The sequence below is a fragment of the Pontibacter chinhatensis genome (genome assembly GCF_900113285.1).
Taxonomy (GTDB): domain Bacteria; phylum Bacteroidota; class Bacteroidia; order Cytophagales; family Hymenobacteraceae; genus Pontibacter; species Pontibacter chinhatensis.
This window is the reverse complement of record NZ_FOOT01000009.1, coordinates 62,261-84,176: the sequence shown is the minus strand read 5'-3', so window position 1 is coordinate 84,176 and position 21,916 is coordinate 62,261. Positions and strand designations below refer to the sequence as shown.

Here is a 21,916-nt window from a genome sequence, read left to right as displayed (position 1 = left end):
TGGCGCAACACTGCCTGTCACTTTTGATTTGTATTACAACAGCAACAACACATATTCTATACTTATGCTTTCTGCGAGATAATCTCTTTGATGTCTGTGATAATTTTGTTGGCCAAGTGCTCGGCCGTCGCATTGCTGTCGCTCTCGGCGTAGATACGGATAATAGGCTCGGTATTGGACTTGCGCAGGTGCACCCACTCCTTATCGAACTCAATCTTCACCCCGTCAATCGTATTGATTGGCTGCTTTGCGTAACGCTCCTGCATCTGGCGCAGCACCTCGTCCACGTCCACGTCCGGCGTCAGCTCTATTTTATTTTTGGAGATGTAGTAGTTCGGGTAGGAGGCGCGCAGGCGCGTCATGCTCATGTCCGATTTGGCCAGGTGCGACAGGAACAGGGCAATGCCCACCAGCGCATCGCGGCCGTAGTGAAGCTCCGGGTAGATGATACCGCCGTTGCCCTCACCACCGATGATGGCGTTCTGCTCCTTCATCATGTTCACCACGTTCACCTCGCCTACGGCAGCGGCGAAGTATGCACCTCCGGCTTTCTCCGTCACGTCGCGCAGGGCACGGGTAGAGGAAAGGTTAGAAACAGTATTACCCACCTGGTGCTTCAGGATATAATCGGCTACGGCAACCAGGGTATACTCCTCGCCGAACATGCTGCCGTCCTCGTTGATCAGGGCCAGGCGGTCTACGTCCGGATCTACCACAATGCCCAGGTCAAATTTGCCTTTCTCTATCAGGCGCGAGATCTCGCGCAGGTTCTCAGGAAGCGGCTCCGGGTTGTGCGGGAAATTTCCGTCCGGCTCGCAGTATAATTTCTCAATTTTGGTAACGCCCAGCGCCTCCAGCAGCATCGGCACGGCAAAACCGCCGCTCGAGTTTACGGCATCCACGGCTACGCTGAAACCTTTGGCCTTGATCGCCTCCACGTCTACCAGCGGCAGTTCCAGAATCGCTTTGATGTGCTTTGCCAGTGCTTCCTGGTCCTGGGTATACTTACCCAGCTCCGTTACCTGGGCGAACTCAAACGCCTCCTGCTCGGCAATCTCCAGCACCAGCTTTCCTTCGGCATCGGAGATAAACTCGCCTTTGTGGTTGAGCAGCTTCAGGGCGTTCCACTGCTTGGGGTTGTGGCTGGCGGTAAGGATAATACCTCCTCCGGCCTGCATGTCGGGCACGGCCATTTCCACGGTTGGTGTGGTGGAGAGGCCTACATCGATGACATCAATGCCCAGGCCCTGCAGCGTAGCGCATACCAGCTTGTTCACCATGTCGCCGGAGAGGCGCGCATCGCGGCCAACAACAATAGTCTTTTTGTCGGTGTTCTGAAGCACCCACGTTCCAAAAGCGGCGGAAAACTTAACCACATCCACAGGGGTAAGTCCTTCTCCAGCCTGTCCGCCTATCGTTCCTCGTATTCCTGAAATTGATTTTATTAAAGCCACTTTCCGTATTTTAGTTGCTCGGCAAAAGTAGCAATTTTACGCATACTTCCAGCGGGTTTTATGGTATTGTGGCAGCATAAAATGTCAGCGCCACACAGCGCACCTCTCCTGAAGCATCAGCCACCATCCTCAGGCACATTATTCATACTACCATACTGAATGCCGGGGCTATACTTTGTGCTCGGTAATTAGCTCCCTTACCCTCAGCCGGCCCACTTCCAGTTCATTTATCCGCAGCCGGTCCACCTCCCCTGCCTTTAGGTTCATTTTACGGATTGCCAGGCGCCCGATGGCCAGTGCTCCCACGGCCATGGCGCCCACACTCACTACAGCAAGGGCCGTGGCCAGCCGCGCAAACGCCACCTGCGACTGCACTGCGGCCACCGAGGCGGCCAGTTGCTGTATCTCCTGCTTGTTTTTCTTTTTCATAAAGTATAGCTATTTATATACATGCCTTGTTCTTCTCCGCTTTTACGCAAATGGCCGTAGCACGCAGAATGGTATAATATTAATAGCGTGTTAAGACATGCTTCTGCCGGGCTACGTACACTAATTATTTAGTACCTTTGCGTTTATGACTAATCCACAACCTGGTAAAAATAACCGCCAAAGCCAGCTGGAGGCTTTCGGCCGCCTGCTGGATGTAATGGACGACCTCCGGGAAAAATGCCCCTGGGACCGCAAGCAGACGATGGAAACGCTCCGCCACCTGACGATAGAGGAGACGTACGAGCTTTCAGACGCCATCCTGAAAGGGGAAGTGCAGGAGGTAAAAAAGGAGATCGGCGACATTATGCTGCACCTGGTCTTCTATGCCAGGATTGCCTCCGAGCAGGGCGCCTTCGATATTGCCGACGTGCTGCATGCGCAGTGCGAGAAGCTCATCTTCCGCCACCCCCACATTTACGGAGACACCAAAGCCGACAGCGAGGAAGAAGTAAAGCAGAACTGGGAGAAGCTGAAGCTCAAGGAAGGAAACAAATCTGTGTTAGGAGGAGTACCACAATCGCTGCCCGCCCTTATAAAAGCCATGCGCATACAAGAAAAAGCCCGGGGCGCCGGGTTTGACTGGGACGACAAATCGCAGGTATGGGAAAAGGTGCAGGAGGAGCTGGAAGAGTTTGGCAGCGAGTTCAACAAAGAGGATACTGCTGAAATCGACAAGCAGCGGGCTACGGCTGAGTTCGGCGACCTGCTTTTCTCGCTCATCAACTTTGCCCGCTTTGCCGGAATAGACCCGGAGGAAGCACTGGAGCGCACCAATCTGAAGTTTATCCACCGTTTCCAATACATTGAGAATGAAGCCTCTAAGGACGGAAAACGTATACAGGATATGAGCCTTGCCGAAATGGACTTTTATTGGAACAAAGCAAAAAATCTATAATCGTACATAGCGCTAAAAAATTATTCTTTATATTTAGTGCGTTTTTTCCTGAAAATAGAACTAAATAGTAGAGGAGAAAAAACTAAGCATGCAGGTGTAATCCTGGTTTAAGGGCAGCTTGCTCCGGCCAATCAATCACCTTACCTGCATAGCGCGAACCGCCACAAAAACAGGCCCCGCACCATAAAAGCTGGTGTTTAGACTTTGGAACAAATTTATTTATTTAATACTTTGCAATATTGAATTGCCTCAGGCTTGGAATTTTATAAGCTTATCGCTTAAATTTAGAGAACCTAAGCAGCAGCAGCAGGTTTTTTATTAATTTTTTCGAAACATAATTGTTTGAAAAATTGAGAAAAATCAGAAATTGCAAATTCAATAAAGAACTAAAAGCGAAACAATTACATTTTATACTTACACAAACGTTTTTATTACAACACAAACAGCTAAACTTTAAACTTTAATCAAAATGGAAAAAAAGACTGCAGTAGTGAGCAAGAATGCTAATGTAGAGAAAAAGCCTAGCGCAGTGGGCTCTCTATTTGCGACAATTGTTATTCCGCTTGCCCTGTTTGCTTGCGTACTCATCTATATGTTTGTTCTTGGCAATCCTGCCAACTTCGAAGGAAATGACCCAGCAAACCACCCACTTCCAGGTAACTGGCTTGGAATCGTATACAAAGGTGGATGGGTTGTGCCAGTGCTTCTTTCCCTGAACCTGATGGTATTTATCTTCGCTATTGAGCGTGCGCTTACTATCGGCAAAGCAAAAGGTACTAAGAACGTTGCTAACTTCGTTCGCACAATCTCTGCAAAACTGACTCAGCGTGACGTAAACGGCGCTATCGCTGCTTGCGACGTTCAGAAAGGTTCAGTTGCTAACGTGGTAAAGGCCGGCCTGCTGAAGTACAAAGAAATGCAGAATGAGCCAGAGCTGCTGAAAGCTGAGAAAGTTGCCGCTATCCAGAAGGAAATCGAAGAGTCTACTTCTCTTGAGCTGCCAATGCTGGAGAAAAACCTGGTGGTTATCTCTACTATCGCCTCTACCTCTACACTGGTAGGTCTGATCGGTACGGTACTTGGTATGATTAAGGCCTTCTCGGCTCTTGCAACAGCAGGTGCTCCTGACTCAGTAGCTCTTGCAAACGGTATCTCTGAGGCCCTTATCAACACGGCCCTTGGTATTACAGGTTCTACGATCGCGATTGTTGCCTATAACTACTTTACAAGCAAAATCGACGAGCTTACTTACAGCATCGACGAGGCTGGCTTCAGCATGGTGTCTACTTTCACAGCACAGCACGACACTGCTCCAGCTAGACCACAAACTGTATAAGTTAAACCGTATTTAACCAGATAAAATGCCTAAAGTAAAAGTAAAAAGAACAGTACCCTCGTTGGACATGACGCCAATGGTGGACTTATTCTTCTTGCTAGTTACTTTCTTTATGCTGACTGCAACTGCCCGTCCTGACGAGGCAGTTATAGTTGACACGCCTTCATCGGCATCAGAGATCAAAATTCCGGATACTAACGTAATTACTATTACAATAGATAAAGATAACCGGGTGTTCTTTGGAGTTGATGGACAGCAAACAAAGGAAGCTTTGCTTGACAAAATTGCGGGCAAGTATGGCGTAGGGTTCACCGAGGAAGAGAAGAAGACTTTCTCTCTTATGAGTAACTTCGGTGTTCCTGTTAGCCAGCTTAAATCACTCCTCGCAATGGAATCAAACGCACGCAAGGAGGTACACCAGCCGGGTATCCCAATTGACTCTACTCATAACGAGTTAGGCGACTGGGTACTACAGACACGTTTAACTAACCCGCAGGTGGTTATCGCTATCAAAGGCGACCAGGACACGAATTACCCGACTATCAAGCGTGTAATCGACATCCTGCAAGACAGAAAGGTGAACAGGTTTAACCTGATCACTACCATGGAAGCGAAGCCTACGAACCTATAATTAGAAAGGAGATAAGAAATGGCAGAAATACAACAACAAGCCGACTCCGGTAAAGGTGGTAAGAAACGCGCCAAACGCTCGTCGACCAAAATCGACATGACGCCGCTGGTAGACCTTGCCGCCCTTCTGATTACGTTCTTCATGCTTACCACAACTTTCAACAAGCCACAGACCATGGAAATCAACATGCCTGTGAAGCCTGAAGATGATTCGGAGCAGATAGCCCTGAAAGCAAGTAACGCCATGACCATTATTCTTGGCGAGAACGACGAGCTATACTACTACTTCGGATTGGTAGAAGATAACCCGGAAGTAATCGAGTCTAGCTACGCCGCTAATGGCATCCGTCAAGTTTTGCTTTCACCTCGCGTGAAGTCGAACGACAAGATGACAGTGCTGGTGAAGCCAATGGAGGAGTCCCGCTATAAGAATATGGTGGATATCCTGGACGAGTTAAAAATCACTGACACCAAGAAGTTTGCCATGGTAGACATTGCCGATGCAGACAAGAAACTGGTGCAAGAACAAATTGGAAATTAAGATATGGACGCAAGTAAGTTAGCAAAAGCATCGCTTGATGATATCGTCTTTGCCGGACGAAACAAAGCGTACGGTGCCTACCTACTTCGCAGACTTTACAATAAGCATATCACGATTGCTGCGATTACAGCAATTATCCTGTTCTTCTTGTTCTTAAGTATTCCTTTGATCTCTAAGATGATTAAGGGAGAAGAACAAGATACAGAGGTGATAACGCGCGTTGTAACAGAAGTAGACCTGGCTCCGCCACCACCACTGGATGAGGCAACGCCACCGCCGCCACCGCCTCCGCCACCAGATCTTCCGCCGCCACCACCACCAGTGCGTGCTACTGTAAAGTATACACCGCCGGTTGTAAAGCGTGACAACGAAGTTGTAGAGGAGGAAGAGATTCCTGATGTGGACGTACTAGAAGAGATTGACGCGGGTGTTAAAACCGTAGAAGGCTCCAAAGACGCCCCTCTTGACCTCGGCGATATTGACGGCACAAGTGATGTAGTAGCAGAAGTAGTTGAGGAGAAGCCTTATACTTACGTGGAGCAGATGCCTACCTTCCCTGGTGGCGACGGCGAAATGATGAAGTACCTGGGCAAGAACATCCGCTACCCAGCAGCTGCACAGCGTGCCGGTGTTGAAGGTCTGGTTGTACTTTCATTCGTAGTGAGCAGCACAGGTGAAATCTCTGACATCCAGGTGGTAAAACAACTGGGTGCTGGTACCGACGAAGAAGCTGTACGCGTTGTTAAGTCAATGCCGAAGTGGACTCCTGGTAAGCAGAACGGTAGAGCAGTACCTGTACGCTACACACTTCCAGTACGATTTACGATTAGGTAAGCAGATATACTTGCTAAAAGCCCAGCCTCCCCAGGCTGGGCTTTTTTATTTGCCAAAAATAAAATGCTCAGCATGCATACAATCAATATAGAATTCCGTATATTAAAAGAAAACTAGATAAAAGCTAAAAAGACTACTACAATGCCTTAGAGAAAAATTGTTAAACCTAAACCCCAAAGCCCATGGAAAAGAGCTATTTCTTAAGCATGACCTTCAACAATATTGTGTTCAGAGGTCGAAACAAAGCGTACGGAGCCTATTACCTGCGCAGGAAGTATGGAAAGCATATGGTACTGGCAACAGCCTTAGCCATCACCATTTTTTCAGGGCCTTTGGTAGGCGTATTGGTCGACGCAATTTTCTTTACAGAGCCTGTAAAGTATGAGAAGCCAACCTATATTGTGCATGAGCCTATAGATATCGTGCTCCCGCCGCCTCCTAAACCAGACCAAAAACCTAAGGTGGAAGTACTTCCCGCTGAACCTATAACAGAGCGAAAGGTGGCGACAGAGAAGTTTACGAAAATAGAAGTAGTAGATGACGCCACTCCAACAACGGAAACTGTGCCCAACCAGGAAGACCTTTCCAAAGCGGTAATTGGGACGGAGAAGATTGAGGGAGATGCACCTGAGTTACCGATTATGCCGATGCCAGATGCGCCGCCAGCCGGAGTAGAAGGAGGCACAGGAACTCCAGCTAGTACAGAGCCATTTGTGGTGGTAGATCAGATGCCGCAATTCAAAGGTGGACTTAACGACTTGATGCAGTACCTAGGCCGTAAGCTCCGTTACCCGCCTGCTGCACAGTCTAATGGAATAGAAGGAACAGTGGTGGTAACCTTTGTGGTAGGAACTACAGGCGAAATCACGGATGTGGCAGTATTGAAAGGACTGGGGTACGGTACCGACGAAGAGGCGATACGTGTCGTTAAAACCATGCCCAAGTGGGAGCCCGGCCGTCAGAACGGACGTGCAGTTCCGGTGCGCTATACGTTGCCCATCCGCTTTAGCATCAGATAATAACCAATAACAAAAATGGAAGCAGAAGCATTCGGACAGTTTTGTTCGCTTCTGCTTTCATTTTTTACGCATTAAATATATTTTTAAGGATTAAAAGAAACTAACCTATGATAAGACCACGCAGAGAAGACAACCGGCCGAAGCAAAGCGCATTCTCAAAGTTTGCCCGCATCTTTGGTGTCATCATGACCCTACTCTACGTGGCGATGGGTGTGTTTATACTTTTTGCCGGAGATACCCTAAACCTGGACATGCCTGACAGCATGAAGTATGCCTTAGGTGGAATTCTCATATTGTATGGAATTGTTAGATTTGTAAGAGTATACAACACCACACGCTCTAACAGAAACAGATATGAAGATTAAAGCATTAGGCTTAGCCGCCATAACAGGCATTATGGCGCTGGCAAGCTGCGGGGGAGACACTGGCACAAAGCAGGACACGCCAACTTCAGGCACTATCAGCATCAGCGTAGACGAGTCGTTTCAGCCCATTATAGAATCTGAAATTAACACCTTCGAAGGTATCTATAAGTACGCTAAGATAAACGCAGCCTATAAGCCGGAAGGCCAGGTGCTAAAAGACCTCCTGGACGACAGCACCAAGATAGCCATACTTTCCAGACAGCTAACGGAAGAGGAAAAGGCGGTATTCGATAAGCAGAACAGAGTGCCGCGCTACACCAAAATAGCCATTGATGCGGTGGCACTTATCACGAATAAGGAGAACCCGGACTCGCTGCTGACGATGGAAGACCTCACAAAGATCTTCAGCGGCCAGATCAAGTCCTGGAAAGAACTGGATAAGGGTTCGCCGCTGGGAGATATAACAATTGTATTCGACAATAATAACTCAAGCACCGCACGTTACGTTAAGGACTCGTTGATTGCAGGAAATAACCTTCCGGCCAACACGTTTGCCTCTAACTCGCATAAGGCGCTGATTGACTATGTACAGCAAAACAAGAATGCGATTGGCGTGATTGGTGTAAACTGGGTGAGCGATTTTGACGACTCCACAGTGGTAGGCTTCCTTAATAAAATTAAAGTTGTTGGAATAAGCGAAAATCCGGCACCGGTAAGCACCGAAGACTATTATCAGCCGTATCAAGCATATATAGCACAAGAGGTTTATCCACTGCGCAGGTTCCTGTATGTCATTAGTACTGAGGGCCGTTCAGGACTTGGCACAGGATTTGCCTCTTTTGTGGCTAGTGATAGAGGCCAAAGACTCATCCTTAAGTCAGGACTAGTGCCGGCAACTATGCCTGTGCGTGTGGTGAGCCTTGGAAACTAAGAAACTAAACAAAAACTACTAAACTTTTATAAAATGAATAAAAACTGGAAGTACATCGCTTTGATGGCGGCAGCCTTCCCTGCAACAGCAGCATTTGCTCAATCAGGTGACGCAGGCAGAACAGCTGTTAACCAGGAGCGCTACGAAGAAGCAAAATCTATCTATAAGGCTCAGTTGAACAATAAAGGCACGGCTGATAGAGCTTATTTCAACCTGGGCGACATTTACCTGCGCACAGAAAAACCAGACTCAGCGGCTTACTATTTCAACCAGGGCTTAGCTGCCAACAAGAAATCCAATATAGCGCATGTTGGTCTGGGCAAGCTGGCTTTACAGCAAGGCAATCAGGCCCAGGCAGAGCAGCACTTTAACCAGGCCCTGAGCGGAAAAGGCAAAAAGGATGCTTATGTACTTGCCATGATTGGTGAAGCTTATGTGAATATGCCTAACGCTACCGAAGCGCAGCTGAACAAAGGTGTTGAGTACCTGAAGCAGTCTTTGGAGCGTGACAATAAAAACGTGGATGCCAACATTGCTTTGGGTGATGCTTACCTGGACCTGAAGAATGGTGGTATGGCCATGACGCACTACGACAGAGCTATTCAGCTCGATGCTCAGAACGTTACCGCTTACCTGAAGCGCGGTCAGTTATACACCAGCTCACGTAACTATAACGAGGCAGAGCAGGCTTTCCTGAAGGCAATCGAGATCAACCCGAACTTCGCTCCCGCCTACCGAGACCTGGGCGAGCTTTACTACTTCGCCGGTCAGTACGACAAAGCGCTGTCTACTTTCCAGAAGTATGTAGACATGGCGGAGAACACGCCTGATACGAAGGCTAAGTATGCATCTTTCCTGTTCCTGACAAAGAACTACGACAGAGCCCTGCAGGCAGCTGAAGAAGTGCTGCAGGTACAGCCGGACAACATGGTAATGAATCGCCTTAGAGCTTACTCTTACATGGAGCTGGGCCAGCCTGACAAGGCACTGGCAGCCATTGAGACGCACATGCAAAAGGCTGACCCTAACAAGCTGATTGCAGAGGACTACGAGTACTATGGCCGTATCCTCTCTAAAAATAACCAGCACCAGAAGGCGGTAGAGAACTTGGAGAAAGCAATCTCTATTAACCCCATGAACGTGGAGCTGTATGCGGAGCTAGCTAATGCTTATGCCCGTAACAACCAATACGACCAGGCTATTGCTACCTATGAACGTAAGCGCGAGGCAGTAGAGCCTAGCAACGCCGACTACTTCTACATGGGCAACATCTACATGATGGCTGGTGAGGAGCAGGCAACAAACGGAAATTCTGCCAAGGCCAACGAGTACTTCAAGAAGGCTGACGAGACCTACGCGAAAGTTACGGAGGCAAATGCTGACTATGCCTATGGCTACCTGTGGAGAGCACGTGCCAATGCCAGCCAGGACCCAGAGACTGAGCAAGGTCTGGCAAAGCCATACTATGAGCAGTTCATTGAAAAGGCCGGTAACGAGAAAGACAAGTATAAGCGTGACCTGATTGAGGCTAACTCATACTTGGGTTACTTCTACTACATCAAAGGAGACCGTGACAATGCTGTGAAGTACTGGACAGAGGTGAGAACCCTTGATCCTAGCAACCCACAGGCTGAAGCGGCCCTGAGAGAGATTTCCAAGACGCCAAGAAAGAAATAGTCTTTCTTAACATACTAAACAGAAAAGCCGCTGCGATACGTAGCGGCTTTTCTGTTTTATAAATGGTGGGTTTATACTTTTGATAGTAAAGTATAAAATAGTGCGTTCTGAATAAGCTCTATACTATAGGCTCCTCGTACAGATCCCACTTCTCCAATACAGCCTCGAAGTCCTCAGGCAGTTCAGAATCAAACTGAAGAAAGTCTTTTGTAGAGGGATGCAGAAAGCCAAGTGATTTGGCGTGAAGCGCCTGCCGTGGCATCAACTTAAAAGCATTATCGACAAACGATTTGTAGGTGCCGCTTGGGTTGCCATACAGGATTTTATCCCCGCCATAGGTGGCATCAGAGAACAGCGGGTGCCCGATATGCTTCATGTGCGCCCTTATCTGGTGTGTTCTGCCCGTCTCCAGGTTACACTTCAACAGGGATACATACTTGAAGCTGCGCAGCACCTTGTAGTGCGTTACTGCATGCTTGCCGTAATCTCCTGCAGGGTACACAGCCATTACCTTGCGGTCCTTCGCACTACGCCCTACGTGGCCCGTTATCGTTCCCTCCTGCTCCTTGGGTACGCCCCACACCAAAGCGTAATAAGTACGCTCTATACTATGGTCATAGAACTGCTTTGCCAGGTAAGCCATACTATAGTCTGTCTTGGCAATCACCAGCAGGCCTGAGGTATCTTTGTCGATGCGGTGCACCAGCCCTGGCCTTCCTTCGCCGTTGCGGTGCGTAGGCAGGTTCTGCAGGTGATAGGTCAGCGCGTTCACCAAAGTGCCGCTCCAGTTGTTATAGGCAGGGTGCACAACCATGCCGGCGGGTTTGTTTACCAGCAGCAACTCCTCATCCTCATACACTATATCCAGCGGGATGTTCTCCGGCACAATATCGGTATCACGCGGCGGCTCTGCCAAGGTAACGGTAATCACATCCAGTGGCTTTACCTTGTAGCTTACCTTCACCGGCTTCTGGTTTACCTGCACCGATTCGGAGCGGATGGCGCCCTGCAGCTTGTTTCGGGTAACGTTTGGCAGGCGGTCCATCAGAAACTTGTCCAGGCGCAGCAAAGCCTGCCCCTTGTCCACTACAATGCGGTGGTGCTCATAGAGCTCGTCCGAGTCCTCTGCTCCTTCTGTTTCTATGTATTCTACCACAGTAATTCAGGTATAAAAAAGAAAGCCGAAGTATACACATCGGCTTTCCTAAACTATAGAAAATATCTTATTTAGTTCTTTTTCTTGTTGTTGCTTTTGGCTGGTGTGTTGCTCTTAGCTGGTGTATTGGAAGCAGGCGCTGGCTTGGCAGCGGCAGGCTCTGCCGTTTGCTGCTGTACTTTTGCAGGGTCTACGCCTAGCTTCTTCAGCACAAGCGGAGAGATGTCACCATCTTCCGGACCAGCCAACAGAGCCTGGTTACTGATTACGTAAGTATAACCATTCTCTTTGGCTACGTCTTTGATAGCTTTGTCGATCTTGGTGATGATAGGGTCAACCAATGACTTTTCTTTTTGCTGCAAAGACATTTGCGCGTTGCGCTGGAACTCCTGGATGGAGTTATTCAGGCCCATCAGTTCTTTCTCTTTGTCTTCACGAATGGTAGCATCCATTGTAGCTGCTCCTTTTTCGTATGCCTGAAGCTTTGTCTCATACTCAGCATACTTGCCTTTCAACTGGTTTTCCAGCTGCGTGCTGTGATCTTTCAGTTGAGACTCTATTTGCTTGCTCTCTGGCAGCTGCAGCAGTATATACTCCACGTTAGTATAACCAATCTTAAGCGGCTGGTCGTTGCTCTGAGCAAATGACGCAAAGCTGATCAGAAAGAACGCTGCTACTAATAGTTTAATCTTGTTCATCATTGGTTGGTTAATTGTTATTTAGACGTTTAGTTGTTAGACTTCTTCTTTGTGTTTCTGGCCGGAGGCTGTTGCTGTTGCTCCTGTGGTTCCTCTCCTACCTCTGGCAGGTTGGCGGGATCATCCACTAAGGCACTATCAGGGCGGGCGCCTGGAGTGTTCTTCCTGTCGGAGGCCAGGCCTAGCTCTTCCAGCACATACTCTGTGTAGTCATGCACCGGGTTAGTATAGATCATTACCAGGTCGCCTGACTTATCGAACATGATCTGAATGCCGCGGGCTTTTGATACTTTCTCCACCGCTTCAAATACCTCATCCTGGATGGGGCGCATCAGCTCCTGACGGCGCTTGAACATCATCCCCTCATAGCCAAAGACCTTTCGCTGATAATCGCGCAGCTCGTTCTCCTTCTTCGCTATTTCAGCCTGCCGCTTCTGCTTCATCTGCTCGGTAAGCAACACTTCTTCGGCCTTGTAGTCCTGTTTTAGCTTATCAGCCTGCTGCTGTAGCTGCTCAATCTCGCGCTGCCAGGCTTCCGCATACTTGTCCATCTCCTGCTGCACTTTGTTAAAAGCTGGCATCTTGCTCAGGATGAAGTTGGAATCAATATAGCCAATCTTCTGAGCTTGCGAAACAGACGTCAGCAAAAAGCCTGCTAAAAAGATGAACAAAAACTTCCTCATACTAATTCATTTGTTCTTTAGCGGATCTGCTGGCCAATGATGAAGTGGAACATGCCACGCTTATCATCCGCTCTGCCCGGCAAATCATCCAGTCTCCAGGCGTAGTCGAAGCCAAGCAGGCCGAACGCCGCCATAAAGATTCGCACACCTACACCCGTTGAGCGGTAAAGCTTGAACGGGCTGTAGTTTTTATAGCTACCGAAGTTATTACCTGCCTCTACAAAAGCCAAGCCATAAATAGTAGCGGCCGGGTTAGGCGATATCAGTTGGCGCGCCTCAAACACAAATTTGTTATAGGCTATACCCCCTGAGCTGAGCAAAGACTGATCATTGAGGTTATTAACCACCGTCTCATCATCATAACCACGGAGGCCGATGTATTCAGTACCAACAAAGATGTTGCCGCCCCCAAGGCCGGAACCACCCATTCTAAAGCGCTCGAACGGCCCTATAGCTCCGTCGCCATAGTTACCAATAAAGCCAAAGTGCGCTCTTGTGTTGAATACCAAATTCCCTGCCACATTTATAAAGTAGGAGGCGTCGAACATCCATTTATTGAATTCAATAAAAGTATAGTCGTCATCTTCCCGCTCAGAGAACAGAGAGTATGGTGGCGTCATGTTCAGGCTCAGTGTAAACTGAGAACCGCGTCTTGGGAACGTTGGGTTATCAATGCTGGAGCGGCCCAAGGTGTTCACCACAGAAATACTATTGGATGTACCGTTTCTGAAATTTACTGCTAAAGGATAGTCATTCAAGTTATACTGGGTATAGGACAGTGAGTGGTTCATGTAGAAATAGTTGTCAGGCCAGCTTAGGCGGCGGCCTAGACTTACAGATGCACCATTCACGTTCAAGCGGCTGTTGCTGGTGTTCTCATCTTCAACACCATACAACCTCCTATAATAATCGGTATAGCCGCCGCTGCGGTATATCGTCTTAAAGAGGCTTACCGATAGGGAGTTTGGCTTGCGGCCACCCAGCCATGGTTCTGTAAACGAGAAAGAGTAGGACTGGTAGTACTTACCATTGGCCTGCACGTTTAGCGACAGGCGTTGCCCGTCACCACTTGGTATCGGCTTCCACTCCGACAGGTCCAGCATCTTGCGCGTCGAGAAGTTGTTCAGCGACAGGCCTACTGTACCCACGGCTCCAATCGGGCCACCCCAACCACCTGACAAGCTTATCTGGTCATTTGGTCGCTCAGTTACGCTATAGGCGATGTCCACAGTACCATCTGCCGGGTTCGGAATCGGGTTCAGGCCGATTGTTTCCGGGTCGAAATAGCCTAATGCGGCCAGTTCGTTTCTGGTTCTGATCAAATCATCGCGGCTATACTTCTGCCCAGGCAATGTTCTGATCTCGCGCAGGATCACGTGGTCGCTTGTTTTGTCGTTGCCGGAGACGATAATCTTGTTAATGGTAGCCTGCGGTCCTTCCACCACACGCATCTCCACGTCAATAGAGTCGCCATCCACGCGAACCTCTACAGGCGTAATGCTAGAGAACAGGTAACCATCATTCTGGTAAAGTGCCGATACGTCTACACCGGTGGGGTTATAAGTCAGTCGCTTTTCCAGTTCTACCTGGTCGTATACATCGCCTTTGCTGATGCCCAGCACGCGTGCCAGGTAATTATCGTCGTAGAGGTAGTTGCCGGCCCAGGTGATGTTGCGGTAGAAGTACTGCTGCCCCTCATCCACTGTAATCTGTATGCCTAAACGGTCGTCGCTGATGCGGTAAACGGAGTCGGATACAATGGTGGCATCGCGGTAGCCCTGGCTGTTGTAGAAGGTAATCAGCGCCTCCTTGTCTTCCTCAAACTTGGTGCGGTTAAACTTAGAGGAGGTGAAGATCTTATAGAAACGCTTCTCCTTGGTATTCTTAAGCTGGCGCTGAAGCTTCTTGTCTTTAAACGCCTCGTTGCCTACAAAACTGATGTCGCCAACCTTTACCTTATCTCCCTTGTCCACGTGGATGTTCAACACCACGCTGTTTGGAAGTATAGAATCCGGTCGCTGGGTAATGTTAACCTTTACATTCAGGAAGCTCTTGTCCACATAATACTCGCGTACCACGTTTCTGGTGCTGTTCAAAACAGCGTCCGTCACGATACGCCCTTTCTGAAGCGGCACCTTATCGCGCAGCGCCTCGCCCTGAGACTTATTGATGCCGGAGAAGCGGAAGTTTGAAAGCCTTGGACGCTCCGTCAGGTTAAAGGTAAGGTAGATAACATCTCCCTCGGTGTGGGCCGTTACGTCCACATCACCCAGAATGCCCTGATCCCAAAGTTTCTGGATAGCGCGACTAATGTCCTCGCCCGGCACTGTGATCATGTCTCCCTCCTTCAGCCCGGTAAGGGAGGTAAGGGCAATAGGATCGAGAAACTTGTACCCGCTTACCTTCACTTCCCCGATACGGTACTGGCGCGGCTGCTGGTAATCTATCGAAGACGGCTGCTGGGTAGGTCTGTTAAGTACTTGGGAAGAGGCCGTGCCCGCCGTAAGCAGCAACACAAGCACCCAAATGCATCTAATCATTCGTGCGTTTATCACTTGGTTAGTTGTTCACTTGTCTTACCGAAGCGGCGCTCACGGCGCTGGTAAGATAATATCGCTTCATAGAGATGCTCTTTCCGGAAATCGGGCCAAAGCAACTCTGTAATGTATAACTCAGTATAAGCTAATTGCCAGAGCAGGAAGTTACTGATACGCTGCTCTCCACTGGTTCTGATCAGCAATTCCGGGTCAGGCATACCTGCGGTGGAGAGGTAACGCGCCACAACGGCCTCGTTTACTTCATCTGCCTTTATACTTCCATGAGCCACTTCTCCGGCAATGCGTTGCATGGCCTGGGTAATATCCCAGCGGCCACTATAGCTCAGTGCCAGCACCAGGGTCATGCGGGTGTTGTCTTTCGTTATCTCCATGGCCTCCATCAGCTCGCGCTGGCAGGCCTTCGGCAGGCTGGCGGTATTGCCAATCGTCTGCAAACGAATATTATTTTTTGTTAATGTAGCAGCTTCTTTCCGGATGGTGGATACCAGCAGGGTCATCAGAGCAGAAACTTCTTCTACAGGCCGCGACCAGTTCTCAGTGGAAAAAGCGTAAAGCGTCAGGTACTCTACTCCTAACTCTGCAGCGGCCTCTACCGTGCTGCGCACAGCCTCAATGGCATTTTGATGCCCAAAGATGCGCAGGCCTCCTCTTTTCTTTGCCCATCGCCCATTACCGTCCATGATAACGGCTATGTGCTTTGGTAAATTGCCTAAGTCTACTTTCTCCTTCAGATTCATTAAAACACGATTTCCTTGCAAGTTACAAAAAGCAAGAGAAATTCATGAATGATTGCAACTTAATCTAAGAGACCCGGTCTTTTCTTGTAAATCGGAGGGCAATTGTAGCGGTAGAAAGTATAAGATATGCTGATGCCGTTGTAGAAGTACCAGTCGTTATCGTGTGGGTTAGCGATATTTTCCGGAAAATCGGGTGCTTGGAGGTGATCCAACTTATCCGTGAAGGTTTTTCTGGCGCCAAACTCCAGGCCCAGGTTCCAGTGGGTGCTCAAAGCATACTTTAGCCCCACCCCTACCGGTATGGCAACGGTTATGTCTGTGTCAAACTCCCGCTCCACATTGCCCGCCATGTAAAGCTTTTTATTGTACAGCATCCCCGCAATACCCACAAAAAGGTACGGCGACAGGCGCGGGCTTTGGCTACGGTCGTAATAATCCAGGAAGTTGTATTCTACCACGCCCGAAAGTTCCAGCAAGCTGAACTTCAGCTCTGCCTGCCGGTAAGCGTGGAGCGGGCGCTCGTCGAAAGCCTCATCACTAAAGCTTTTGTCATCAAAGATACGATGACTCCCTAGCAGCCCCCCGCGCAACGTAATAGCGTTAGACATATCCCGGCGGTAGAATACCGTGAGGGCAGGCTGGTTGTTGAGAAAGCGGTAGTTGGGTGAAATCTCTCCCTTATAGTTAGCCCCTCCTATTCCTATGCCAATCTCAGAGGTAGTAACGGGCTGGTTGCCCTGCGCCTGAACACTTGTAGAAAAAAAAGCACTCCCTATCTGCAAAAGTAGACAAATAAGGAGCGCCTGTGGTAAAGTGCGTAAAGTCATGTAGTATGAGCAAAGTTTAGTTGAACAACGCAATCGCTGCCCGTTCTATTATCTAAACTTCGGACTTCTGATGCGTGGTGTTAGAATATAATTAATAGTGATACCGGTGGTAATGTACCAGTCATCATCTTCACGGTCACCTCTTTGTCTGCCAGGGTCTCCATATCCTCTAACAACAGCGTATGGTGTACCGCTCTGATCATCTTGTAATGCAAAACCAGAGGCGGCACTTCTATCAGCGAAGATAGCTGCCGCGCGCTGTGCCTCGGTAGTACCATCGCCCAGCAGGGCTGCTTTTGATACGTAGCTACCGCTCACATCATCCAGGTAATCGGTAAATGTTTTTCTCCAGCCAATCTCAAAGCTCAAGTCCCAGTATCTGTCAATCTTATAGCGTACGCCCAGGCCAAAAGGAACGACAACTTGCGCGCGCTTGTAAGGCTCCGGGTTATCCCCGCCCAAGTGCTGTCCCTCGGTTCCTAAAGGCTGCAGCTCATACCACCCAGAAGGGATATTGTAAGCCTCTGGCAGCTGCCTGTTATGCGATGCATCAAAGTAGTTGCCATCGTAATACGCTTTGGGGTTATGGTGCATCACTGCAACGCCCAGGAAGCCGTACGGCACAAAATCAGGGCGACGCTGAAAGGTGCTGCGGTTTTCGTACAGGTCTACGATACCTACGACGCTCAGTTCTTTAATATCGTTTCGGAAAGAGAGGTTTCTTCCGTAGCGGCCTCTGTTCTCACCCTCGTTTGCAGACGCGCTCAATGCGTCGTCACCTGTGATACGCCCCCAGTTAAACCCAACCCGGTAGGAAAAGCGCGGTGCAAAGCGATACGTATAGCTGATTCCGGCACTTGGTCTGGTAGACTTGAAACGGAAGCTCGTGAAGTCTGGCTGCGGCACGATATCCCCGAAGTAGTTCATGGCACCAAGCGTGAAACCAACAGTACCATACTGCTTACGCTTCGTCCAACGCTGCGCTTCTGCGTCGGAGGAGGCAAGTGTAAGCAAAATACCAAGTGTTAAAACAAGGGTACAAAGTTTCTTCATAATAGAGAATTATATAAAAGGTAGCGTATCAGCAAGCTTGCATTCTTCCTAAATTAATAGAAGCCAAAAATAGCGAGAATACTTAATTTATAAAATATTATAACAAATATATTTAATATTATTTTATGATGGTATTCCGCTTGTCCAACCCCCAATTTAGCTTGCTGCGTAGCGTCGACAAAAAGTTAACATGGTGAAGCTTTACCAGTCTGGCAACAAAAGCTTCCCTCCGAACTGCTAACTGCACATTCATATCCACTGGTGTAGATCTGGAGTCTAACGCAGCCAGGTAGCTGCTGCTACGCCCCTCTACCTCAAAAGAAATGACGCTGCGGTCAGACACGATCATGGGCCGCACATTGAGGTTATGCGGACATACGGGTGAAATAACGAAATTGTTGGTCTGTGGCAGCACCAGTGGCCCTCCGCAGCTAAGCGAGTACCCCGTAGATCCGGTGGGCGTGGCCACTACCAGGCCATCGCCCCAATAAGAATTTAAATATTCACCATCTATATACGTGTGCACCACTATCATGGACGAGGTATCGCGCTTAAGTACGCTAAACTCATTTAGACCGAAGTTAATGCCGTTAAACACCTCCTGATCGGAGTCCACACGGATCAGGGCGCGGTCATCTAAAGTATAATGACCTTTGTAAAGTGCATCCAGGGCGATGTTGATGCTGTCATAGGGAATGGTGGCCAGGAAGCCAAGCCGGCCGGTGTTGATGCCAAGTATAGGTATCTGCTGCGCCCCAATATAAGTCACCGTATCCAGCAGGGTTCCGTCCCCGCCAATGCTTAGCACCACCTCCACACCGGGCAGTTTATCGCCACGCCTGAAGGTTTCTATGCCCGTGGGCAGGTTGATGGTGTTTTTCAGGTACAGCTCGAAATGCTCTACCAGGCACAGCTGGGCCTTCCGGCGCTGCAGCTCGTCAAAAAGCGCTTGTATAAAAGGAGTGATATCGTCGGCGAAGGGGTTACCAAGTATGGCTATTTTCATAGTAATCGGCTTAAAAAGGAAATCGTGCGCTAAAATATAAACCTGTGTCGCCCTCCCGGTTGAGCGTATACTCCAGGCGCAGCACTATATCATAAAACGTTACCGCGTGCAGGCCCAGGCCACTGCCCAGCAGCAGGCGGTTGGTAAGCGGGTTGCCCTGCTCAAAAACATCGTCCACCACGTAGCCCGCATCTGTAAAGGCATTCAGGTAAAAAGCCAGGGGCACGCTGTTGAACTTCGGATTATGGATAAATTTAAGATTTATACTTTTAATATCCACCAACTGCCGCGTTAAGCCTTGTTTAAAAAGTCCATAGTGCTGCCCTCCAACCACATACAGTTCGTAACCGCGCACGTAAGAACGGAACCCCAGCGCCACGTTATCAGCAAAGGCGTGCTTGCCGGCCAGACGCAGTTGCCCCTCTGCCCCCACCATATAACTATACTTATCCGACAGCGGCACATACTGCACATACTTGGCGCGGGCAGTGGTAAAAGGGGAGCCTGAGTTCTGCAGGAACATAGTTTGGGCTACAATTGCCTCGAAGTAACTACCGGCCGTGGGGTAGGCAAAATCGTTGCGCCGGTTGATGACCCGGTACAATTCCAGGCGCGTGTACTGCCGCTCCTGCTGCGCCTCCCGGTAATACTCCGGATTCAGAAAGGCCACCGAATCGGAGATGTGCTCGTTGAAGTAGGACAGCCGAAGCCCTGCCTGCCGCTGCACGTTTTGCCGGTGCACCAGCGCCGCCGACACAGAGCTGCGCCGGATGGGCATGCCGCTTTCCTGCTCAAAAAAACGCTGCCTGTTGTTCAGGTTGGCATAGCTGATGGTGCGGCTGCGGTAATCAGCCACTGAGAAATCTGCCCCAATGTTATACTTGCGCCACACGTACGGGATGCGGTAGCCCAGTTCCAGCCGTTTGTTAAAGCCACGCTGCACCCGCACACGCACCTCCTCGTTGCGCCCTCTGAAGTTGCGGCGGATCAAATTTAGACCGTAGTCGATGCGGCTCCAGTCCTTCTTCTCCAGCCAGGCGTTAAAGTTACGGTCGGCAAAATCAAAGATGGGGATGGGGTACAGGTAAAAGCGCTCCTGCACCTGGTACGCTACCTGCACCTGTCCCTCGGAGCAAGTATATGTATAGTTTACATGGTGAAAGAGCCGCAGGTTGAAAAGCCGTCGCTGGTTCTCCTCCAGCAGGGGCTCCAGGTTCTCGGCAAGTATGGTATCGCCGGGGGCAAAAGTCAGCTCGCGCAGCATTACCTGTTCCTTGGTGGTCTCGTTGCCCGACAGGCTGATACCGGTGATTACCACGGCAGGTTCCTGGCAAGGGTTAGCCAGCGCAGCGGCTCCGGATAAAAGTATAAGTATAAGAGGGAGGATCCGCAGCAGCATCCGCGCCAGCATTAAATATCGAGGTATTTAAAGAGCATGTCGAGCCGGTCGCGGCCCACGTCGTATTCGGTGTTGTCGTTAAATTGGGCGGTAATGCGGTACTCAAAGCGCTCCAGGGTGGCAATGATACGGCTCAGGTCGTTGGTGTTGAGCTTGAGCGTGAGCTTGATTTTGTAAGGGTCCAGCTCGTCCGGCGACACGTAGGCGCTGAGGATCTTCACGTTCTCCTCCTCTATCAGGCGGCTGATCTGGGCCAGCGAGTAATCGCGCTCGGGCATGGAGAGCACCAGTATACTTCCCGAGCCTTGCAGCGCCGACATCTGCCCGAAAGCCGCCAAGGTATCGTTGATCGTGATCACGCCCATGTAGTCCTGCTCGTCGTCCAGCACGGCCACTACTTGTATTTTATTTTTGATGGCGGCCTCCATCACATCGTAAAAGTGCTGCGGTCCCTGCACGTGCACATCTTTATATTGCAGCTCTAGGTCTTTGAGCGGCTGCGTGCGGTCGGGCAGTTCAATAAGGCTAAGCTCGGTGGCCAGCCCCATATACTTGCGGTTGCTCACCACGGGCAACTCGTTTACGCGGAACTCATCCATCCAACGCAAAGCCTTCTCCACGGTGTCGTAGAGCTTTAGCGGCGGTATCATTTGGTTGATGAGTTCTTCGGCAATCATACAGGTGAGGCTATGGGGGTTCTCTCTAAATATTTCTCTAAGATACTGTTAAACTTCTCCGGATGTTCCATCATTGGCGCGTGTCCGCACTTATCAATAAAGTATAGCTCGGAGCTCTTAATCAGCCTATTGAATTCGTAGGCCACCAGAGGCGGCGTAATAGTATCATTCAGTCCCCATATTAACAACGTGGGCACCTGTATGTTTGTGATATCTTTCGCCATGTTATGCCGTTGGGCCGACTTGGCGATGGAAATGATGCGCAGGCACTTGGCGTTGCTGTTCGTAATGGAGAACACCTCATCCACCAGCTCCCGGGTGGCCGTTTTGGGGTCGTAGAACGTATAGCCCACGCGCTCCTCCACATAAGCATAGTTGCCGCGCTTGGGGAACGAGCCTCCCATCGAGTCCTCGAACAGGCCCGAGCTGCCGGTAAGCACCAGGCGCTTTACCATCGTCGGGTTATCAAGCGTGTACACCAGCCCCACATGCCCGCCAAGCGAGTTGCCGAGCAGCGTCAGGTCCCGCAGCTTTTTCATCTTCACGAAACCTTCCACAAAGTTCACCAGGCCGGGCACGCCCGCCTTGTGCAGTGGCATTTCATAAATCGGCATGAGCGGGATAACCACACGGTAGTTCTTCGAGAAATGTTTTACAACGCCGTTCCAGTTACTGAGTGCCCCGAAAAGCCCGTGCAACAGCAGCAGCACTTCTCCTTCTCCCTCATCAATATACTGATAATCTCCTTCTTGTTTGACTTGTAAATTCATGAATCGAAAAACTTATAAAAATCCTGTGCGCTGCCTTTGCTTATACTTTCTACAGCAGCAACCGGTTACCGGAACCCGCAACTGCCTTAGCCCGCAGGTGCCGCAAAAGTGTAAATTCGCCTGCTTGCCATGTAAAAACAAAGGCTGAGCCCTAAGAGCCCGATGTTCGCGCAATATTAAC

The 21,916-nt window shown here is 49.6% G+C and carries 22 protein-coding genes; 9 read left to right on the top strand and 13 right to left on the bottom strand.

Annotated features, from left to right (window positions below):
* Positions 1–62 precede the first annotated feature (62 nt).
* Complete coding sequence (glmM, locus tag BM040_RS19205) at positions 63–1,454, bottom strand: phosphoglucosamine mutase (protein WP_092104977.1); 1,392 nt, start codon at positions 1,452–1,454, stop codon at positions 63–65.
* Positions 1,455–1,622: 168 nt separating this feature from the next.
* Positions 1,623–1,883 (bottom strand): hypothetical protein, encoded by a 261-nt coding sequence (locus BM040_RS19200; protein WP_092104975.1) that lies wholly within the window; start codon positions 1,881–1,883, stop codon positions 1,623–1,625.
* A 145-nt stretch (positions 1,884–2,028) separates the two neighbouring features.
* Here BM040_RS19200 and mazG point away from each other — a divergent pair, with 145 nt between their 5' ends.
* The 9 genes from mazG to BM040_RS19155 all read left to right on the top strand — a co-directional run bounded on the left by mazG (position 2,029) and on the right by BM040_RS19155 (position 10,171).
* Positions 2,029–2,838: a nucleoside triphosphate pyrophosphohydrolase gene (gene mazG, locus BM040_RS19195; protein ID WP_092104973.1), complete on the top strand. Its 810-nt coding sequence runs from the start codon at positions 2,029–2,031 to the stop codon at positions 2,836–2,838.
* Between the two features lie 469 nt (positions 2,839–3,307).
* Positions 3,308–4,174, top strand: coding sequence for a MotA/TolQ/ExbB proton channel family protein (locus BM040_RS19190; protein WP_092104971.1), 867 nt, complete (start codon positions 3,308–3,310; stop codon positions 4,172–4,174).
* Positions 4,175–4,199: 25 nt separating this feature from the next.
* Positions 4,200–4,805 (top strand): ExbD/TolR family protein, encoded by a 606-nt coding sequence (locus BM040_RS19185; RefSeq protein WP_092104969.1) that lies wholly within the window; start codon positions 4,200–4,202, stop codon positions 4,803–4,805.
* An 18-nt stretch (positions 4,806–4,823) separates the two neighbouring features.
* Positions 4,824–5,345, top strand: coding sequence for an ExbD/TolR family protein (locus BM040_RS19180; RefSeq protein ID WP_092104967.1), 522 nt, complete (start codon positions 4,824–4,826; stop codon positions 5,343–5,345).
* Positions 5,346–5,552: 207 nt separating this feature from the next.
* Positions 5,553–6,179, top strand: coding sequence for an energy transducer TonB (locus BM040_RS19175; protein ID WP_317040195.1), 627 nt, complete (start codon positions 5,553–5,555; stop codon positions 6,177–6,179).
* Between the two features lie 182 nt (positions 6,180–6,361).
* Positions 6,362–7,198 carry an energy transducer TonB gene (locus BM040_RS19170; RefSeq protein ID WP_092104963.1) on the top strand — a complete coding sequence of 279 codons (837 nt, stop codon included), beginning with the start codon at positions 6,362–6,364 and terminating at the stop codon, positions 7,196–7,198.
* A gap of 107 nt (positions 7,199–7,305) precedes the next feature.
* Positions 7,306–7,563, top strand: a complete 258-nt coding sequence (locus BM040_RS19165) for a hypothetical protein (RefSeq protein ID WP_092104961.1) — start codon at positions 7,306–7,308, stop codon at positions 7,561–7,563.
* On the top strand, positions 7,553–8,494 hold the full coding sequence (locus BM040_RS19160) for a PstS family phosphate ABC transporter substrate-binding protein (protein WP_092104959.1): 942 nt from the start codon (positions 7,553–7,555) through the stop codon (positions 8,492–8,494). The genes BM040_RS19165 and BM040_RS19160 overlap by 11 nt, the downstream gene beginning before the upstream one ends.
* Positions 8,495–8,527: 33 nt before the next feature.
* Positions 8,528–10,171, top strand: a complete 1,644-nt coding sequence (locus BM040_RS19155; RefSeq protein WP_092104957.1) for a tetratricopeptide repeat protein — start codon at positions 8,528–8,530, stop codon at positions 10,169–10,171.
* Positions 10,172–10,289: 118 nt separating this feature from the next.
* On the opposite strand, the gene BM040_RS19150 is transcribed toward BM040_RS19155, so the two are convergent.
* The 11 genes from BM040_RS19150 to BM040_RS19100 all read right to left on the bottom strand — a co-directional run bounded on the left by BM040_RS19150 (position 10,290) and on the right by BM040_RS19100 (position 21,735).
* Entirely contained in the window at positions 10,290–11,327 is a 1,038-nt protein-coding gene (locus BM040_RS19150; RefSeq protein WP_092104955.1) for an RluA family pseudouridine synthase, read from the bottom strand.
* Between the two features lie 71 nt (positions 11,328–11,398).
* A complete protein-coding gene (locus tag BM040_RS19145; RefSeq protein WP_245756304.1) occupies positions 11,399–12,025 on the bottom strand; it encodes an OmpH/Skp family outer membrane protein in 627 nt (208 codons plus the stop codon).
* Between the two features lie 29 nt (positions 12,026–12,054).
* Positions 12,055–12,708: an OmpH/Skp family outer membrane protein gene (locus BM040_RS19140; protein ID WP_092104952.1), complete on the bottom strand. Its 654-nt coding sequence runs from the start codon at positions 12,706–12,708 to the stop codon at positions 12,055–12,057.
* Between the two features lie 17 nt (positions 12,709–12,725).
* On the bottom strand, positions 12,726–15,248 hold the full coding sequence (gene bamA / locus BM040_RS19135; protein WP_092104950.1) for an outer membrane protein assembly factor BamA: 2,523 nt from the start codon (positions 15,246–15,248) through the stop codon (positions 12,726–12,728).
* Between the two features lie 11 nt (positions 15,249–15,259).
* Positions 15,260–16,003 (bottom strand): isoprenyl transferase, encoded by a 744-nt coding sequence (locus BM040_RS19130; RefSeq protein WP_092104948.1) that lies wholly within the window; start codon positions 16,001–16,003, stop codon positions 15,260–15,262.
* 59 nt (positions 16,004–16,062) lie between these two features.
* Positions 16,063–16,785: a type IX secretion system protein PorG gene (porG, locus tag BM040_RS19125; protein WP_245756303.1), complete on the bottom strand. Its 723-nt coding sequence runs from the start codon at positions 16,783–16,785 to the stop codon at positions 16,063–16,065.
* Between the two features lie 93 nt (positions 16,786–16,878).
* Positions 16,879–17,883: a DUF6089 family protein gene (locus BM040_RS19120; RefSeq protein WP_092104944.1), complete on the bottom strand. Its 1,005-nt coding sequence runs from the start codon at positions 17,881–17,883 to the stop codon at positions 16,879–16,881.
* A gap of 118 nt (positions 17,884–18,001) precedes the next feature.
* Positions 18,002–18,889, bottom strand: a complete 888-nt coding sequence (locus BM040_RS19115) for an NAD kinase (RefSeq protein WP_092104943.1) — start codon at positions 18,887–18,889, stop codon at positions 18,002–18,004.
* 10 nt (positions 18,890–18,899) lie between these two features.
* On the bottom strand, positions 18,900–20,288 hold the full coding sequence (locus tag BM040_RS19110; protein ID WP_092105019.1) for a BamA/TamA family outer membrane protein: 1,389 nt from the start codon (positions 20,286–20,288) through the stop codon (positions 18,900–18,902).
* An 11-nt stretch (positions 20,289–20,299) separates the two neighbouring features.
* A complete protein-coding gene (locus BM040_RS19105; RefSeq protein WP_092104941.1) occupies positions 20,300–20,965 on the bottom strand; it encodes a CBS domain-containing protein in 666 nt (221 codons plus the stop codon).
* Positions 20,962–21,735, bottom strand: coding sequence for an alpha/beta fold hydrolase (locus tag BM040_RS19100; protein ID WP_092104939.1), 774 nt, complete (start codon positions 21,733–21,735; stop codon positions 20,962–20,964). The genes BM040_RS19105 and BM040_RS19100 overlap by 4 nt, the downstream gene beginning before the upstream one ends.
* Positions 21,736–21,916: the final 181 nt, after the last annotated feature.

What these genes read in the sequence shown, in the direction of transcription:
- BM040_RS19200 (WP_092104975.1), bottom strand. Translation starts at nt 1,883, where the DNA reads ATGAAAAAGAAAAACAAGCAGGAGATACAGCAACTGGCCGCCTCGGTG.
- mazG (WP_092104973.1), top strand. Translation starts at nt 2,029, where the DNA reads ATGACTAATCCACAACCTGGTAAAAATAACCGCCAAAGCCAGCTGGAG.
- BM040_RS19190 (WP_092104971.1), top strand. Translation starts at nt 3,308, where the DNA reads ATGGAAAAAAAGACTGCAGTAGTGAGCAAGAATGCTAATGTAGAGAAA.
- BM040_RS19185 (WP_092104969.1), top strand. Translation starts at nt 4,200, where the DNA reads ATGCCTAAAGTAAAAGTAAAAAGAACAGTACCCTCGTTGGACATGACG.
- BM040_RS19180 (WP_092104967.1), top strand. Translation starts at nt 4,824, where the DNA reads ATGGCAGAAATACAACAACAAGCCGACTCCGGTAAAGGTGGTAAGAAA.
- BM040_RS19170 (WP_092104963.1), top strand. Translation starts at nt 6,362, where the DNA reads ATGGAAAAGAGCTATTTCTTAAGCATGACCTTCAACAATATTGTGTTC.
- BM040_RS19165 (WP_092104961.1), top strand. Translation starts at nt 7,306, where the DNA reads ATGATAAGACCACGCAGAGAAGACAACCGGCCGAAGCAAAGCGCATTC.
- BM040_RS19160 (WP_092104959.1), top strand. Translation starts at nt 7,553, where the DNA reads ATGAAGATTAAAGCATTAGGCTTAGCCGCCATAACAGGCATTATGGCG.
- BM040_RS19155 (WP_092104957.1), top strand. Translation starts at nt 8,528, where the DNA reads ATGAATAAAAACTGGAAGTACATCGCTTTGATGGCGGCAGCCTTCCCT.
- BM040_RS19145 (WP_245756304.1), bottom strand. Translation starts at nt 12,025, where the DNA reads ATGAACAAGATTAAACTATTAGTAGCAGCGTTCTTTCTGATCAGCTTT.
- BM040_RS19140 (WP_092104952.1), bottom strand. Translation starts at nt 12,708, where the DNA reads ATGAGGAAGTTTTTGTTCATCTTTTTAGCAGGCTTTTTGCTGACGTCT.
- bamA (WP_092104950.1), bottom strand. Translation starts at nt 15,248, where the DNA reads ATGATTAGATGCATTTGGGTGCTTGTGTTGCTGCTTACGGCGGGCACG.
- BM040_RS19130 (WP_092104948.1), bottom strand. Translation starts at nt 16,003, where the DNA reads ATGAATCTGAAGGAGAAAGTAGACTTAGGCAATTTACCAAAGCACATA.
- BM040_RS19120 (WP_092104944.1), bottom strand. Translation starts at nt 17,883, where the DNA reads ATGAAGAAACTTTGTACCCTTGTTTTAACACTTGGTATTTTGCTTACA.
- BM040_RS19115 (WP_092104943.1), bottom strand. Translation starts at nt 18,889, where the DNA reads ATGAAAATAGCCATACTTGGTAACCCCTTCGCCGACGATATCACTCCT.
- BM040_RS19110 (WP_092105019.1), bottom strand. Translation starts at nt 20,288, where the DNA reads ATGCTGCTGCGGATCCTCCCTCTTATACTTATACTTTTATCCGGAGCC.
- BM040_RS19105 (WP_092104941.1), bottom strand. Translation starts at nt 20,965, where the DNA reads ATGATTGCCGAAGAACTCATCAACCAAATGATACCGCCGCTAAAGCTC.
- BM040_RS19100 (WP_092104939.1), bottom strand. Translation starts at nt 21,735, where the DNA reads ATGAATTTACAAGTCAAACAAGAAGGAGATTATCAGTATATTGATGAG.